General features: G+C 59.1%; 15 protein-coding genes. 12 read left to right on the top strand and 3 right to left on the bottom strand.

Translation table 11 applies throughout. The annotated features are described in order from the left end of the window. Positions 1-15: 15 nt before the first annotated feature. The 5 genes from KGB29_RS06280 to KGB29_RS06260 all read left to right on the top strand — a co-directional run bounded on the left by KGB29_RS06280 (position 16) and on the right by KGB29_RS06260 (position 5,565). Positions 16-957 carry a carbon-nitrogen hydrolase family protein gene (locus KGB29_RS06280; RefSeq protein ID WP_150813922.1) on the top strand — a complete coding sequence of 314 codons (942 nt, stop codon included), beginning with the start codon at positions 16-18 and terminating at the stop codon, positions 955-957. A gap of 71 nt (positions 958-1,028) precedes the next feature. After that, on the top strand, positions 1,029-1,463 hold the full coding sequence (locus KGB29_RS06275; protein ID WP_150813921.1) for a GFA family protein: 435 nt from the start codon (positions 1,029-1,031) through the stop codon (positions 1,461-1,463). 261 nt (positions 1,464-1,724) lie between these two features. Beyond that, the gene (locus tag KGB29_RS06270; RefSeq protein ID WP_150813920.1) at positions 1,725-3,137 is read left to right on the top strand and encodes an NAD(P)-binding protein; all 1,413 of its coding nucleotides are present in this window, start codon (positions 1,725-1,727) and stop codon (positions 3,135-3,137) included. A 16-nt stretch (positions 3,138-3,153) separates the two neighbouring features. Then, the gene (locus tag KGB29_RS06265) at positions 3,154-4,113 is read left to right on the top strand and encodes an alpha/beta fold hydrolase (RefSeq protein ID WP_150813919.1); all 960 of its coding nucleotides are present in this window, start codon (positions 3,154-3,156) and stop codon (positions 4,111-4,113) included. Between the two features lie 24 nt (positions 4,114-4,137). Continuing rightward, positions 4,138-5,565, top strand: a complete 1,428-nt coding sequence (locus KGB29_RS06260; RefSeq protein WP_150813918.1) for a GGDEF domain-containing protein — start codon at positions 4,138-4,140, stop codon at positions 5,563-5,565. Between the two features lie 458 nt (positions 5,566-6,023). Here KGB29_RS06260 and KGB29_RS06255 read toward each other — a convergent pair whose 3' ends face one another. Next, a complete protein-coding gene (locus KGB29_RS06255; protein WP_218543897.1) occupies positions 6,024-6,281 on the bottom strand; it encodes a hypothetical protein in 258 nt (85 codons plus the stop codon). Between KGB29_RS06255 and KGB29_RS06250 the strand changes: the two genes are divergently transcribed. Next, positions 6,265-6,567 (top strand): hypothetical protein, encoded by a 303-nt coding sequence (locus KGB29_RS06250; protein WP_223616257.1) that lies wholly within the window; start codon positions 6,265-6,267, stop codon positions 6,565-6,567. The two genes, KGB29_RS06255 and KGB29_RS06250, sit on opposite strands and share 17 nt — an antisense overlap. Positions 6,568-7,052: 485 nt before the next feature. Beyond that, a complete protein-coding gene (locus tag KGB29_RS06245) occupies positions 7,053-8,228 on the top strand; it encodes a PAS domain-containing sensor histidine kinase (RefSeq protein ID WP_150814442.1) in 1,176 nt (391 codons plus the stop codon). 105 nt (positions 8,229-8,333) lie between these two features. Here the strand turns inward: KGB29_RS06245 and KGB29_RS06240 are convergent, their stop codons facing one another. Next, the gene (locus KGB29_RS06240; RefSeq protein WP_150814441.1) at positions 8,334-9,236 is read right to left on the bottom strand and encodes a universal stress protein; all 903 of its coding nucleotides are present in this window, start codon (positions 9,234-9,236) and stop codon (positions 8,334-8,336) included. 486 nt (positions 9,237-9,722) lie between these two features. Here KGB29_RS06240 and KGB29_RS06235 point away from each other — a divergent pair, with 486 nt between their 5' ends. From KGB29_RS06235 to KGB29_RS06225, 3 genes are all read left to right on the top strand, one after another. After that, positions 9,723-10,121 carry a hypothetical protein gene (locus KGB29_RS06235; RefSeq protein ID WP_150814440.1) on the top strand — a complete coding sequence of 133 codons (399 nt, stop codon included), beginning with the start codon at positions 9,723-9,725 and terminating at the stop codon, positions 10,119-10,121. A gap of 331 nt (positions 10,122-10,452) precedes the next feature. Continuing rightward, complete coding sequence (locus KGB29_RS06230) at positions 10,453-11,625, top strand: DUF1624 domain-containing protein (RefSeq protein ID WP_150814439.1); 1,173 nt, start codon at positions 10,453-10,455, stop codon at positions 11,623-11,625. A gap of 198 nt (positions 11,626-11,823) precedes the next feature. Then, entirely contained in the window at positions 11,824-12,591 is a 768-nt protein-coding gene (locus tag KGB29_RS06225; protein WP_150814438.1) for a metallophosphoesterase, read from the top strand. Positions 12,592-12,599: 8 nt separating this feature from the next. On the opposite strand, the gene KGB29_RS06220 is transcribed toward KGB29_RS06225, so the two are convergent. Further along, complete coding sequence (locus KGB29_RS06220; protein WP_090456093.1) at positions 12,600-13,553, bottom strand: LysR family transcriptional regulator; 954 nt, start codon at positions 13,551-13,553, stop codon at positions 12,600-12,602. Between the two features lie 143 nt (positions 13,554-13,696). On the opposite strand from KGB29_RS06220, the gene KGB29_RS06215 reads away from it, so the two are divergent. Both KGB29_RS06215 and KGB29_RS06210 read left to right on the top strand, forming a co-directional pair. Further along, entirely contained in the window at positions 13,697-14,875 is a 1,179-nt protein-coding gene (locus tag KGB29_RS06215; RefSeq protein WP_150814437.1) for a M20 aminoacylase family protein, read from the top strand. Positions 14,876-14,913: 38 nt separating this feature from the next. Then, entirely contained in the window at positions 14,914-16,212 is a 1,299-nt protein-coding gene (locus KGB29_RS06210; protein WP_090456097.1) for an MFS transporter, read from the top strand. Positions 16,213-16,235 lie beyond the last annotated feature (23 nt).

Here is a 16,235-nt window from a genome sequence, read left to right as displayed (position 1 = left end):
TATCAGGAGAACGCCATGACCAAGATAGCCATCATTCAGCGGCCGCCAGTGCTGCTCGATCGCAGCGCGACGATCGCCCGAGCCGTGCAATCGGTCGCTGAGGCTGCGGCGGCTGGAGCCTCGTTGGTTGTTTTACCCGAATCGTTCATTCCAGGTTACCCGTCGTGGATCTGGCGGCTGGCGGCGGGAAAAGACGGGGCTTTAATGGGCCAGTTACACACGCGTCTGCTGGCCAACGCCGTTGATATCGCGAACGGTGACCTGAACGAATTGTGCGAGGCCGCCAGCACTCATGCCGTGACAATCGTGTGCGGCATCAATGAATGCGAGCGGCGCAATGGAGGCGGCACGCTCTACAACAGCGTAGTCGTTATCGGTTCGAACGGTGAAGTGCTCAACCGGCATCGCAAGCTGATGCCAACGAACCCCGAGCGCATGGTCCATGGTTTCGGTGATGCGTCAGGGTTGCGTACGGTCGATACACCCGTCGGCCGCATTGGTGCGCTCATCTGCTGGGAAAACTACATGCCCCTGGCGCGCTATTCATTGTATGCCCAGGGAGTGGAAATCTATGTCGCCCCCACGTACGACACCGGCGATGGCTGGATCAGCACGATGCGTCACATTGCACTGGAAGGTCGATGCTGGGTGATCGGCAGTGGCACCTCGTTGCGTGGCAGCGACATTCCCGATGATTTCCCGGCTCGCATGCAACTGTTTCCCGATCCGCTAGAGTGGATCAACGATGGCGACTCGGTGGTGGTCAACCCTCAAGGCCGGATCACAGCCGGTCCATTACACCGTGAGGCAGGCATTCTGTATGCGGACATCGACACCTCACTCGTGGCGCCAGCGCGACGGACGCTCGACGTCACCGGGCACTATGCGCGCCCTGACATTTTCGAACTGCAGGTGCGACGCACGCCGGCGACAGCGGTGCGCCTCATCGACGAGTGACGCTAACCAACGCTAAGGCGATCCATCCCAACTTCGACGGTATGTGTAATAACTGATGAAGGAGTCATTCCATGAGCATTCAAAGGTCTTACAAAGGCAGTTGTTTTTGCGGCGCAGTCGAGTTCACCGTCAGCGGAGAGCCGGCCGCAATGGGCTATTGCCATTGCGAGTCGTGTCGACATTGGTCAGCAGCGCCGGTCAATGCCTTCACGCTGTGGAAACCCGAGGCGGTGCAAGTAACTCGGGGGGCTGACAACATCGGCACCTACAACAAGACACCGCAGAGTTATCGCAAATGGTGCAAGAGTTGCGGCGGGCACCTCTTCACCGAACACCCAGGGATGGGGCTCATCGACGTGTATGCCGCTGTCATCCCGGATCTCGCGTATTCGCCAGGAGTTCACGTGCACTATCAGGAGGCCAGGCTGCGCATCAAAGACGGGTTGCCCAAGCTGAAGGATGTCCCCAGCGAATTAGGGGGATCGGGCGTCAGCGTGGACGAATAGCGCCAGCACGGTAGCGTGCGGCGATCCGACCTTGCCTGATTACGCCAGTTGCCATCTGTTCGGCAATGTCATGACCACCGGTTAACTGAAATCCAGGCCGCGTAGTTTTTCTTCGCGCATGCCGGCTTGAGTATGGACATTCAGGCTGCAGCCATTAATTCCATTGGTTATGTGGGTGAGGAGCATTCGTTCTATTGCGCGCGGCATGGGTGGCTAATCTACGGAGGTTGAGGGGGGCAACCGTCAGGAAGGTGCAACCATATGGACGCAAATCCGATCGAAACCGACTATCTGATCATCGGGGCTGGCGCGACGGCCATGGCCTTCGTCGATACGCTACTCAAGGAAACGAATGCACGTATCGTGATGGTGGATCGGCACGGTCGACCTGGAGGGCACTGGAATGATGCCTACCCCTTTGTCCGATTGCACCAGCCCTCGGCCTTCTATGGCGTCAACTCACGGGAACTGGGCAGCGCAACGAAAGACACAACGGCACTGAACGAGGGCTTGTATGAGCTGGCCTCCGGCGCCGAGGTGATGAGCTACTTCGACCAGGTGATGAATCAGCAGTTTCTGCCGTCAGGTCGGGTCCGTTACTTCCCCATGTGCGACTACACCGGCGACCGCATTGACGACCACCGGTTTACCTCGCTGATCAGCGGCGTAAGCCATCAGGTTCGGGTGCACAAAAAGGTGGTGGACGCCACCCATGCCCAGACGGCGGTGCCCTCGACCCACCCGCCCAGATACAAGGTGGAGCCCGGCGTGCAATGCGTGCCACTCAACGACCTGCCGAAGATCCGGCACCCGCACACTGGCTACGTAGTGGTGGGATCGGGCAAGACCGGGATCGACGCCTGCCTGTGGTGCCTGCAAAACGGTGTTGCGCCCGAAAAAATCTGCTGGATCATGCCGAACGATCCGTGGTTGATCGACCGGGCCAACTTGCAACCCGGCCTCGACAGCTTCGAACGAACAATCGGCGGCCTCACGGCACAGCTCGAGGCTATCGCAGCCGCGGACTCGATCCCGGACCTGTTCTCCAGGCTTGAGGCGGCGGGCCAGCTGTTGCGCCTGGATACGTCCGTCGAACCCACTGCTTATCGCTGCGCCACCGTCACTCAAGCGGAATTACGCGAGCTTCGACGCATCGACAACATTGTGCGCCTGGGGAGAGTGAGCGTTATCGAGCCAACGCGCATCGTGCTCGAGCAGGGCAGCATCGCCACGAGCCCAAATGCTCTGCACATCGATTGCAGCGCCAGCGCCATCCCGACACTCCCTGAAATGCAGGTGTTCGACGGCGGCAAGATCAACCTGGTGATGGTAAGCAGCTGCCAACCCTTGTTCAGCGCGGCCTTGATCGCTTATGTGGAAAGCCACCTGGACGATCAAGCGCAAATGAACGCGTTTTGCACAATGGTCCCCCCGCCTCACGTCCCCACGGACTGGATCAGAATCTGGGCCGTCTACCTGGGTAACCAGCTACGCTGGGGAGAACATGAAGGTCTGTCCCGCTGGATCAGGCAGTCGCGTTTGTACTTCATGACGGCGGTGGTCAGGGGCTTGCAAGAAACCGACACCGAGAAACTGGCACAGCTGCGTCGGCTCTCTGTCAGCAGGCAACAGGCTCTGACGAATCTGCCGCGTTTGCTGGAGGTCATCGCTTGAATCGCAGGAAGCGCACATGAACGAGCCACACCTCGAACTGCTCGACATCAATGGCATCCGCATGCAGGTCGCCATCCAGGGCTCCGGTCCCTTGGTCTTGCTATGCCACGGATTCCCGGAGCTGGGGTACTCGTGGCGCAACCAGCTTGCTGCGCTGGCGGCCGCCGGCTACAGAGCGGTAGCGCCCGACATGCGCGGCTATGGCGGCACAGATGCGCCGGCCGAACCCGACGCCTACACCACGCTCCACCTGGTAGGCGACATGGTCGAGTTGGTCAACGCACTCGGCGAACAGCAAGCCGTGATCGTCGGCCATGACTGGGGCGCGCAGGTAGCCTGGGGCGCAGCATTGATGCGACCCGATCTGTTCCGTGCGGTGGTCGGCATGAGCGTTCCCTTCTCGCCACCGACGCGCGTGGAGCTCCTCAGCGCGCTTGCCTCGCGGGGTATCAGCGACTTCTACATCCAGTATTTCCAGACGCCGGGTGTGGCCGAGGCCGAGTTGGAAAGGGACGTCGAGTCGTCGATCCGGCGCATCTACTTCAGTGGCTCGGGTGACGGACCCGATTGGCCGGTGTTCGGCCAGCTGCAGCCGGGCCAGGGCTTCCTGGGCGCGATGGTCGAGCCCGAAACCCTGCCAGTCTGGCTAAGCCTTGAGGACATTGCCTATTACACCCGCGAATTCACCCGCAGCGGATTTCGCGGCGGCTTGAACTGGTACCGCAACATGACGCGCTCATGGGCTCTTCTGGCACCTTGGCGCGGTTGCATTATCCGGCAGCCGTCGATGTTCATTGCCGGGAGCCGCGACGGCGTGCTGAAGTTTCCGAGTTCCCCGCGGCAGATCGAAGCCTTCGCGCAGACACTGCCGGGACTGCGCGGGTGTCATATCCTCGAAGGTGCCGGCCACTGGATACAGCAAGAGCGCGCGACAGAGGTCAATGAGCTGCTGTTGGGCTTCCTGAAAGAACTCTGAATTGATTTAAAACTGGAGGGAACCATGAACAATCTCATCGCCACCGACGAGTCACCTGAAGCCGTTCGCCTCATGGTCAGGGTTTACGCCTACTTGCTGCTCGCAGGATTTGCGTTTGTTCCGGCCTATCTGATTGGGTACTTGTACTTTTTTCAGGACCCCACGCTTACATTCGAGAATCACCTGTTCCATATAGTTGCGATCACGACAGCCACCCTGGCCGGCTCGTTTGTTACGTACGTAACGTGGCGCTGCTATCAGTCATCGGGAGATCCGCTGCTGCGATGGATGACGCTTGGTTTTCTCGGCTTTGTACTGATCTATGCATTGCATGGCGCGTTCACCGGGCAAGCACACCACAATATCTGGCTCTTCCTGCTTTATGGACCGGCCTCTCGCCTGGTCATGTCGATTCTGCTGTTAGTCGGACTGCTGTCGTACCACCGCCCACCTGTTGCCGCGGACCAACGAATGAAGGCCCGCCCGTGGTTGACCTGGATAGGACTGTTCCTGCTGGTCGACGTGGCAGTGGCGTACGTCGCGAATTCGCCGATCGCCAGCAATCTCGCGGTGCGCCTATCGATGGAAGGTGGTGCCCTCGTTCTTTCCACATTGACCGTGACAATACTCCTGCTGCGCCGTATCCGTTCGCCGCTGATGACCATTTTTATCATCTCGGTCACCGCGTTCGCGCTGTCATCTCTTGCCTTCATCCTTGCACGTCCGTGGAACCATATGTGGTGGCTCGCTCACGCGATCTTCGCCGGCGGATTCTTCATGTTGAGCTATGGGGTAGTGCAAGCGTTCCTCACCACGCGGTCGTTTTCGAAGATTTACAGCCAAGAGGAATTGATGGTGCGTCTTGCCGAAGCGATGGCGTATGCCGAGAGCGCCCTGCAGGAACTCCAGCGCACCAATCAAGAACTCGGGCACCTTGCGGCGACCGATCCACTGACAGGCGCTGATAATCGTCGTCGGTTCATGGAGCGGGTCGAAGTCGAAATTGGCCGGACCAAACGCGGCGGTGCGCCGTTCTCCGTGTTGGCACTCGATCTGGATAATTTCAAGTCCATCAACGATCGCTTCGGGCATCAGGTTGGCGATGACATCCTGAAGAGTTTCGTGGAGAAATGCCTCGATTCGATCCGCCCGTATGACGGTGTAGCCCGAGTGGGCGGGGAGGAATTCATGATACTGCTACCTCAGACTTCACTTGAAGGCGCGCACGAAATCGCTGAGCGTCTGCGAAGCACCGTTGCAAATAGTTCTTTTCATGGCCAGCAGCGGTCAACCGTGGTCACAGTGAGCATCGGCGTATCGCAATCCGGTCGCGATGGCGACACCATCGAGGCAATTCTGCGTACAGCCGATCAACGCCTGTATCACGCTAAACACGAAGGCCGTAACCGTGTGGTCACTACCTTCAAAACCAGCCTCCAACCTATGCCTTGACCATCGTCTCGAAGTCGCTGAAAGCGTCGGCACCGATACCCCGTGTCAGTGTTTCGGACTGTGCGACAGATTTCGAAAAAAAGTCGCAAACCCCACTACGCTTCGGGGCTTGCGACTCATTGGTGATACGCCCCTCAAGCTCCCGGGACGTTTTCTACGGCCAGGCCAGCCGTGTTCATTGCGGAACGTGCAGGCCTAGTTGTGTACCTCAACCGCGTCGAAATCCGGAGCGTCCGGGGCGTCCGGGGCGTCTGGTGCGTCAGCCACATCGTCTCGGGCATCTTTCGCCTCAACTTTGGCAGCCTCTCTGGCTGCTTTCGCGTCAACTTTGGCTGCGTCCCTGGCTGCATCTGCAGCAGCTTTGGCAGCATCTCTGGCTGCATCTGCGTCTGCCTTGGCGGCGTCCCTGGCTGCATCTGCAGCGGCCCTGGCAGCATCTCTGGTTGCATCTGCGCCGGCTACGCCAGCAGCTTTTGCGGCGTCTCTGGCTGCATCCGCCTCAGCTCTGGCGGCGTCTCTGGTTGCATTTGCAGTAGCTTTTGCCGCATCCCGGGCTGTATCTGCGTCGTTTTTGGCAGCGTCCCGGGTTGCATCTGCGGCATCGTTGTCATTGTCATGTGCTTTGCCCGGGCCTTTGTTCCCGGCAACACCACCATGGTCAGCGTCGCTGCGCCCCGGGCCTCCATGACCATCACCGTCATGGCCTGCAGCACCATGATCGCCACCCTCTCCGTGGTCGCCACCGCCGTCACCACCGTGACCGCCGCCTCCGGAGCCTCCACTACCGGAGCCACCGCTGCCGCCACCGCCGCTGCCGCCACCATGGCCGCCACCGCCGTCACCACCATGACCGCCGCCACCGGAGCCGCCACCGCCTCCGCCGCTGCCGCTGCCGCTGCCGCTGCCGCCATCTTTGGCATACGCGCTGGAGAAACTACCGATGTAATCGGGCACCAGGACAGTCGATGCCGACAGGACTGCGCCAATTGCCAGAGCCAATAAACATTTTTTGAGCTGCATGTTGCAACCTCCGCTTGGAGTTGCGTCGTCATCTCCGTATCGAACGCAATGTCCAGTGAGTTCCCGGCCGCCCATTGGAGCGGCCAGCCAACCGGCACGGTCATAAATCTGCAGCATTAACGAGCAACTGCGGTTTCCGCACGATCCTTCAAAGCCAGTCAGTAACGTTGCGCGGGAAATATTCCCACGTTTATGTTAGATGAGTGCTTTCAGCCCGAGTTCAAAAAATGAGTATCAGGACCAAAGCGTGCGTTGAGCAAAAACTTCAACCTGACCCATTGGAGCATCGCCCCTCAGCCGATCGGCCTTCGTGACAGGTAGCAATCGGCCATAAACGCTAATTCACAGCGGGTGTATCCCCCCGAACGTCGAGACCATTCACTGCGAAAGGGGTAAATTTTGGGGGGCCTTGCGCGAGTCGTGTCTATAATTTTTCAGATATCGGCCCTATTGGTCAGTGAATACAAATGCCCGCAGATGACGAGTCGCTGCCCAGTTCTGACGTTCTCTTCGACGAAGCTGACTGCGGCTTACTGCTTACCTCAGAAAATGGCGAGATCGTACAGGTCAACCTGACGTTCTGCCGCTGGTTAGGCTACCGGCGAGACGAGCTGCTCGGTCGTCACATCCAGGACTTGATGAGCCTCGAGGGAAGGACGTTCCACAAGATGTACTGGGCCCCCCTCATGCAGATACAGGGCGTAGTGGCTGAGGTGAAGTTCGATCTCGTTCACTACAACGGACATTCCATTCCAATGATGCTCAGCGCCATCAGCTGTGAGCATTCTGCTGGCATATTTCATGAAATGACGCTGTTCAAAGCCGCGGATAGCCAAAGGTACGAGCGCGACCTGCTCAATGCCCGAATGCTTGCCGAAAGGCATTTGGCGAAACACCTCAAGGACCAACGCGTACTGGATATGACCCAGGACAAGTTGCGTATCACGTACGCTGCGGCTGAGGACAGGGCTCTGTTCGCCGAGCAGCTTATCGGGATTGTCAGTCATGACCTGCGCAACCCGTTGTCGGCCATAAAACTGGCGGCGGAACTGCTGGGCCGCAGGGAAATGGATGCCAAACAGGTCCAGATACTTGGCCACATCACCCATTCGGCTGAGCGTGCGCAGCGCCTGGTGGCCGATCTGCTGGATTTCACCTTGACTCAGGTCGGACGAGGTATCTCAGTCCTGCCCAAACCCGTCGATTTACACGAACTGGTGGCCGATTGCCTGGACGAGTTGAGCCTGGCCTTTCCCGGGCATAAGTTGACCCATCTGCGGTATGGGCAAGGTGATTTTTCTGCAGACAGTGATCGGCTCTATCAGCTCATCGGCAACCTGGTCGCCAATGCAGTCGCCTACGGCGCCGCCGATAGCGAAGTCACCGTTTCTACAAGCTTTGAAGTTCAAGCGGTCATTATTACCGTGCACAATTTTGGCACCCCGATACCTGAGGTGTTGCTTGGGGATTTGTTCGAGCCGATGATCCGAGGCAGTCATGACAATGCAGAACTCAGAAGTGTCGGGTTGGGTCTGTTCATCGTTCGGGAGATCGTAAAGGCGCACTACGGCGAAGTGGCTGTAACTTCTACTCTCACCGCCGGTACAACATTCACTGCAACCTTTCCTCGCACTTTAAATTAGCTTGGAATCGCCCCTCCATTGCTAGCCGACGATAGCCTGGCGTGACTGGCCGCTGTGGGTTGTGGATTCAACCGGTTGAATCCACAACCAAGTGCGGCTTCTCAATCACTGATCCGCAGAACCCGTAACGGCGAAAATGTTGCAGGGCACTTGATACAGAACATGCTCCGTCGTACTGCCCACCCATTTGCCCAGTCCCTTGCGATGTGCATTTCCCATGACGATCACATCGGCCCGGTGATGCGCTGCAAAGTCGGCCAGCGCTTTGCCAGGCGGTCCTGCAACGAAGTGTTGCCGCTCAGTGGGTACGCCATAGTGGTCGGCCAATGCGATAAATGTCTTTTGCAGTGACTTGCGTACATCGCTGCTGAAGCCTGGCATCGTCACTGCACCAGCGCCTGCGTCGGATATATGTGTCAGCGATAGATCGTAGGCATACAGAAGATGCAACTCCGCGTTGCATTGCATCGACAACCCGGTCGCGGCCTGGATGATGCGGTCGTTGATGCCTGTGATCTGGGTCTCGGGTTGTGACGGATCGACTGCCGCCACTACCACCCGTGGAAGTGGACACCTGAGTTCGCTGACCAGATGCACAGCCACCGGACATTCGCGCAACAAGTGCCAATCCAGAGGCGTAATGAAAACGCGTTTGAGCGCTGACTCGTGTTGCACGTCCTTGATAACCAGATCCGGTTGCATTTCTGCCACATGCCGAAGTATTTCTTGCAGCGCGGTGCGCGTAACAATCACTTCGGTACTCACTGCAACTCCGCGTCCGCGGATTAGACCGGCCTCATCCTTCAGCCACTTTTCGTTTTCTTGCTGACAGGCCTCACGAAAACGCGCACCGGCGCTCATCAAACCCAAGAGGTTGGAGTCTTCGATAAACACCGTGATATGCAGCGCTGCGCCAGTGGCTTCGGCAATGGCGACAGCTCGCTCCAACGCCGGGGTGTGACGCATGACTGGACCGGCTATCAGAAAGAGTCGTTGATACTGGCTCATGTAACACCTCCAAATGCTTCGGGATATCTAGCTCCCCCAGCGTTGTCGCCTGTCACACCACCGACGATTTACTATCGCCTCAACTATCTGGATCGACACTATCAATATACGCCTGGATGCCATCATCCCCCTACTTGGCCGAGTCCACTTTTTCAACAGAATCGACTGAACGCTGCCGGTCGCCGTCGCCGATATTCGACCGAAAGCCCACTGTCAGCGCGTTGTATTTGAGTCGCCCCGATTTACTGGACGCATGACCAGTTGAATCCACAGTCGTTTACTGGCGTTCACTAAAGGCTGTAAACCGCCAGGAACGGTTATCGAGATAGCAAGCCTCAAAGGGGCCGCACCCTGGCGCCGTTAGCTATTTAAGCAGTGGCCCCTAGAACTTTTCTCTATTTATCGGTCTATGTGGATAGCCACATCCGTTCGGTAAACGCGAACCCGCAGGCTCCCCCACAAATCAACCAGAGGTTGTCTTCGCTCATGAAATTCCATGACCCACGGATGGTGCTCTTCGGCCTGTTCGCGTTCGCGGCAGTGGGCTCGGCATCAGCAACACAGATGAAGACCTCAACCCCTGTTTTCGCACCTGAAGTCGCAGTCGTTCAGGTGCCGGCCCAGACTGTCGGCAATCCTTGGCCGACCTTGGCCAGCATGGTCGGCAAGCAGCCAGGGCCGTTGCTTGCCCATGACGACCGATACTGGCATGACGGCCGCTGGCACTCTCGTAGAGACGATTGGCGCCGTGACGACTGGCGTAGAGATAACTGGCGCAGAGAGCAGGCCCGCCGCGAAGCAGAACGCCAACGTTATTGGGAACGCCACCATGATCGGGCCATGCGGCACCGCTATGAGGACGATCGCCGCTACTATCGTCGCTAGTGCGACGCCAAGGGCAATTCGCCTGCAACACCGGCGATGCACCGCCAACCTGCGAAACCGGCCCGAAACAGCTGTACTCGCTCATTGGGTTGTAGAAGCTGGCTAGAAACGTCGACGAGGTACGAGCGACTCCCTTTCGCCCTCCTCGCCGGCGTTGAAGGCGATATGCAAACGATCATGGTTATGCTGCCGCCCTCCTCCAGTTCCGATGACGCCGAGCCCCCCATGCGAATACACACGCGGCAGGCATACATGTTATGTTATATCTTATATAACCATGAACTGTCAGTCGCCACTGGCAGAGCCGTCCACCCCCTGCTTGCGACATTCGATGACAACTTCTACTCACATCCCCCCCATCAAAAGCTTGAACCAACGCCTGCTGTCCATTGATGCCCTGAGGGGATTGGTAATCCTCCTTATGCTGCTGGATCACGTGCGCGAAACGTTCTTTTTGCACCGTCAAGTAGCAGACCCCATGGACATCGAATCCACTGAGCCGGCGCTGTTTTTCAGCCGCACACTTGCTCATTTGTGTGCGCCGGTGTTCATACTGCTTACTGGACTTTCCGCTTACCTGTATGGCCAAAAGCACCAGGGCAAGGGCGATGTGTCAGCCTTTTTGTTCAAGCGCGGTCTATTGCTGGTACTGCTGGAGTTCACCCTGGTGAATTTCGCCTGGACATTTCAGCTCCCACCTACGGCAATCTACATGCAAGTGATTTGGGCCATTGGCATCTGCATGATTGCCCTGGCCGGACTGGTTTGGTTACCCAGGCCCATGCTGTGCTGCCTGGGCCTGGTGATCGTGGCCGGGCACAATCTGCTGGATAATCTGCACTTCGCGACAGGCTCGCCCATGCATATACCTTGGGCCATTCTGCATGATCGCGGCTGGATCGATGTCTGCGACAGCTTACGTCTGCGCACCTCTTATCCTGTGCTTCCCTGGATCGGTGTGATCGCCCTTGGATACAGTATCGGCCCCTGGTTTGCTGGCCAGGTTCTGGCCGCGGAGCGTCAACGTACTCTGCTGCTTGCCGGGGCCGGGACATTGGTCGGGTTTGTCGCACTGCGAGCAGTCAATGGTTATGGCGAGGTGCATTGGGTCGCTCATGAAGGCATCACGCAAACCCTCATGAGCTTCTTCAACATTACAAAATACCCGCCCTCCCTGTTGTTCCTTTTGCTGACGTCGGGCATTGGCCTGTTACTGCTTCGTGCCTTGGAACAGGCTCAACAACGCAAGTGGGTCAATGCATTGGCAGTCTTTGGCGCGGCGCCGATGTTCTTCTACTTGCTCCACCTTTACGTCCTCAAGGCGCTGTATCTGGTCAGCGTGGCGTTGTTCGGGTTGAACCAGGGAAATTTTTTCGGTTTCGACAGCATTTGGGCTGTGTGGCTGACGGCGGTGCTCCTGGCTTTATCCCTGTATCTACCCGTGCGCTGGTTCGCGGCATTGAAGGCACGCCGTCGCGATATCAGATGGCTCAAATACTTCTGATCAGGGCATTTGCTCACAAAAGTGGCCCCTGGAGAGCAATGCCAGTCAGGTAAGCGTTTGAACGCCTCCAGAGGGATGGTGGCAGGTCGTTGGATCAGCTTTCACTGAAGATCAAAACTGTGGGCGGCAGACTTGTGGCAACGGGTTATCTACGCGTAAGTTGATGACCTGCCCTTAACGACACGCCGGAGTTGATCCATGCGCATCGCCTTGCTGTCCGACATGCACCTGTCCGTCAACACGATCCCGTTTCCCGTCGTGGATGCCGATATTGTCGTGCTCGCCGGGGACATCGCCCGGCCGGCCAAGGCCATCGAGTGGGCCAGAGCCTGCCCGGTTCCATTGCTGTACGTGGCAGGCAATCACGAGTTTTATGGCAGTGACCTGGTCTCCACCTACGAACAGTTGAACAGCCTGACGCAAGGTACGCAGATCCACGTTCTGGAACGTTCGGAGTACGTCCACGACGGCGTGCGTTTTCTCGGCTGCACCTTGTGGTCTGACTATCGCCTTCTCGACGGCCCCGAGGACCGGGCGCTGGGCATCGATCTGGCGACCCGGCTGATTCGTGACTTCAGCCACATCAAGATCGCCCCCGATTTCCCTGACCTGTTCACGCCGGCCATTTCCCAGCTGGTGTTTCTGCAGACGGTCGCCTGGCTGGAAGACTGCTTCACCCGCGACAGCAGCACACCCACGGTGGTGGTCTCTCATTTCGCCCCGACAAAGTCGAGCATCAGCCCGACCTTTGCCGGTTCGCCGATCAACTCAAGCTTTGTCTCGGACCTCGAAGCGCGGATCAAGGACTGGCAGCCGGCACTGTGGCTGCATGGCCATACCCATGGCAGCTTTGATTATCGAGTGGGTAACACCCGCGTGGTCTGCAACCCCCGGGGCTATGCCAAGAATGGCATCAATGAAAATCCTGATTTCGATGATGCCTTCGTGATCGATCTGGATCTGTGAAGCGACCCTCAAATCAACAGTTCCAGCGTATCGAACAGTTCGACATCTTCCGGCCGTGTCGACCGGGCGCGGCGGCGGATGACCTGGAACAGGCAGTCGACGAAGCATTGCCCGGCGACCCCCAACTGGGCATTGCGCGGGGTGACGATGCCGATGGTGTCGGTGGCGAAGGTTTCCGCCAGCGCCAGGCGCCCCACCCGTTCGCGGTAGCCCGGGATGGTGAGCATCGGCTCCGGGAAGTAACTGAGCATGTCTGTCTGCTCCACCAATGAAAGCGTCAACTGCGGTGAATGCGCGCGGTGGATGTGTTGCATATCGATCTGCGCACCGTGTTGCCAAAACAACTCGGTCATCAAACCTTCATGGCTGGCATCCGGGTAGTTGACCACCCAATCCTGATCCAGCAAATCGTGGATCGAGCGGCTGTCGCGCCGTGGATGCTCATGGCGGGCCACCACGGCCATGCGGTAAGACAGAATCTGCTCGCTGACGAACTCCGGGCGCGGCAGCAGTGATGACACCAACCCCACTGCAAACTCCATGGTGCCGTCGCGCAATCGCGGCAACGTCACCGCCATCAAGCCTTCGAAAATCTCCAGGCGTACCCGTGGCATGCGCTGGCGGAATAGCGTCACGACCTCGGGTAACAAGGTCATGCCCATCCACGGCGAAATCCCGAGGCGCAACTGCCCTTCGGCCTGGTCGCTCAGGTGTGCCAGTTCCAGTTGCGCGCGTTCGAGTTGGCTGAGCATCTGCCGCGCATGCTGCAACAGTGACTGACCGTAGGTGGTCAGCACCACACCGCTGGCATTGCGCAACAGCAGTGGCAGGTTCAAGTGTTCCTCCAGCTCGCGCAACGCCTTGGCCACTGCCGTCTGCGACACCCCCAGTTGCCGCGCCGCCGCACGAATGCTGCCGCAGTCGGCAATCATCACCAGCGCCCGCAATTGATGCAGCTTCATCCCTTCCTCCTGATGCACCAGGGTGTAAACCAGCGGTTTTCAGCCCACCTTTTTTGCGACTGCCGCGACATTCGCCAACTCATTAGCATCACAGGGTATCAGTCCAACAGCCGAAAACGACCAATAAAAACGAGGAGAATCTGATGACCGATTTGCCCGCCCTGCCCGGCATTCGTGCACTCGAAGAAGAGATGATCGCCCTGCGCCGACACATCCACGCCCATCCGGAATTGAGCTTTGAAGAGTTCGCCACCGCTGACCTGGTGGCGAGCAAGCTCCAGGCCTGGGGTTACCAGGTACATCGCGGCCTGGGCGGCACCGGTGTGGTCGGGCTGTTGCGCCAAGGCTCCAGCGGCAAAACGATCGGCCTGCGCGCCGACATGGATGCGCTGCCGATCATCGAGCAGACCGGGTTGCCCTACTCCAGCCGCCACGAAGGCGTGATGCACGCCTGCGGTCACGACGGGCACACGGCGATGCTGCTGGCGGCCGCCCGTTACCTGGCCGAGAGCCGAGAGTTCGACGGCTCGCTGGTGGTGATTTTCCAGCCGGCCGAGGAAGGCGACGGCGGCGCTCGGCGCATGCTCGATGACGGTCTGTTCGAGCTGTTCCCCTGCGACGCGGTGTTCGCGATGCACAACATGCCAGGACTGCCGGTGGGCAAACTGGGCTTCCTCGCTGGCCCGTTCATGGCCTCGACCGACACCGTGACCATTCGGGTCGACGGCGTTGGCGGTCACGGCGCCATGCCGCACAAGGCCGTTGACCCGGTACTGGCCGGCTCGGCCATCGTCATGGCATTACAAAGCATTGTCACGCGCAATGTCGCGCCGCTCGACACAGCGGTTGTGACCGTCGGCGCGTTCCACGCCGGGATTGCCGCCAACGTGATTCCCGATCACGCCGAGTTGCAGTTGAGCGTGCGTGCGCTCAAGGCGCAGGTGCGTGACGAGCTGATTGTACGGATCACCGCCGTGGCCGAGGCCCAGGCTACGAGTTTCGGCGCCCGCGCCACGGTGACGGTCGACGAGGCGCAACGCTTCCCGGCTCTGTTGAATCATCCCGAAAGCACCGAGTTCGCCCGGCAAGTAGCGCTTGATTGGGTGGGCGAAGACGGCTTGATCGCGAACATGCAACCGCTGACCGGGAGTGAGGATTTCGCCGTGATGCTGGAGCGTTGCCCCGGTTGTTATTTGCTGATCGGCAACGGTGATGGCGAAGGCGGCTGCATGGTGCATAACCCCGGCTACGACTTCAACGATGACTGCCTGCCGACAGGTGCGAGCTACTGGGTGCGGCTGGTCGAGACCTTCCTGGCCTGACCTCATCCCTATCGCCCTCGTCTTCTGGAGTTCGTCAAATGTCCACTCCCGTTTCTACCGCCATGCCTGATACCGCTGCGACCCGGCAGCCGATTGGTGCGAAAGCCATCGCCGCCATCACCATCGGCTCCGGTCTCGAGTTCTACGATTTTTCCGTCTACAGCTTCTTCGCCACGCTGATCGGTCGCCAGTTTTTCCCGGTCGAGAGCACGCTCGGGCAATTGCTGCTGTCCCTGGCGACCTTTGGTGTCGGTTTCGGCATGCGCCCCATCGGTGGCCTGGTACTCGGCGCCTATGCCGACCGGGTCGGGCGCAAACCGGCGATGATGCTCACCCTGTGGCTGATGGCGCTGGGTTCGCTGTTGTTCACCATCGCCCCCACCTATGCGCAGATCGGCGTCTTCGCACCGTTGATCATTGTGCTGGCACGCCTGATCCAGGGCTTCGCCATCGGCGGTGAGGTCGGAGCCTCTACGGCAATGCTGATGGAACACGCCGATGACAGAAGCCGCGGGTTCTACGGCAGTTGGCAGCTGTTCAGCCAGGGCTTGAGCTTTCTGCTCGGCGCACTGGTGGCCCTGGCACTGAGCTCGTCCCTGCCGCCCGAGGCGCTGGAGAGCTGGGGTTGGCGGGTGCCGTTTGCCCTCGGGATGCTGGTGATCCCGGTCGGCATTTATATCCGTCGTCACCTCAAGGAAACCGCCGCCGAACAAGGTCATGAAGCGTTCTCCAGCGTGCGGGTGATCTTCACCGGCTACCGTCGCCTGATCGTGACCGGGGTGCTGTTGGTGATCGGTAGCACCGCGTCCAGCTACATCGTGCTCGATTACATGACCAACTACACGGTCACGGTGCTGCACCTGCCGATGACCATGGGCACCACCGCCGCCTGCCTCGGCGCGCTGGTGCAGATCAGCCTGTCGATCTGGGCCGGCCGGCTCAGCGACCGTATCGGCCGGCGCCGCACCATCGCTCTGGGCAGTATCCCGATGCTGTTGCTGATCTATCCGGCGTTCATGCTGATGAACCAGTTCCCGACGCTCGGCATGCTGCTGGCCGTCTCGTTGGTCACCACCCTGTTGCTGGTGTTGATCACCGTGCCGACCCTGGTGTTGGTCACTGAACTGTTCCCAAGGGCGATTCGCGCCACCGGGTTATCGATCATCTATTGCCTGGGTGTCTCGGTGTTCGGCGGCTTCGCGCAGTTTTTCGCCACCGGTTTGATCGGCCTGACCGGCAATAACAACGCCCCGGCGCTGTATGTCATGGCGTGCCTGTGCCTGACCTTGATCGGGCTGGCGATGGTCAAGGAAACGGCCGGCAAGCCACTCGATTAGGCCGTTGTGACCATGACGGGCGT

Origin of the sequence: Pseudomonas sp. BF-B-30, from assembly GCF_019956305.1 — a bacterium.
Taxonomy (GTDB): domain Bacteria; phylum Pseudomonadota; class Gammaproteobacteria; order Pseudomonadales; family Pseudomonadaceae; genus Aquipseudomonas; species Aquipseudomonas jessenii.
Note: the sequence above shows the minus strand (reverse complement) of the source record. Positions and strands in the feature narration are given on the sequence as shown.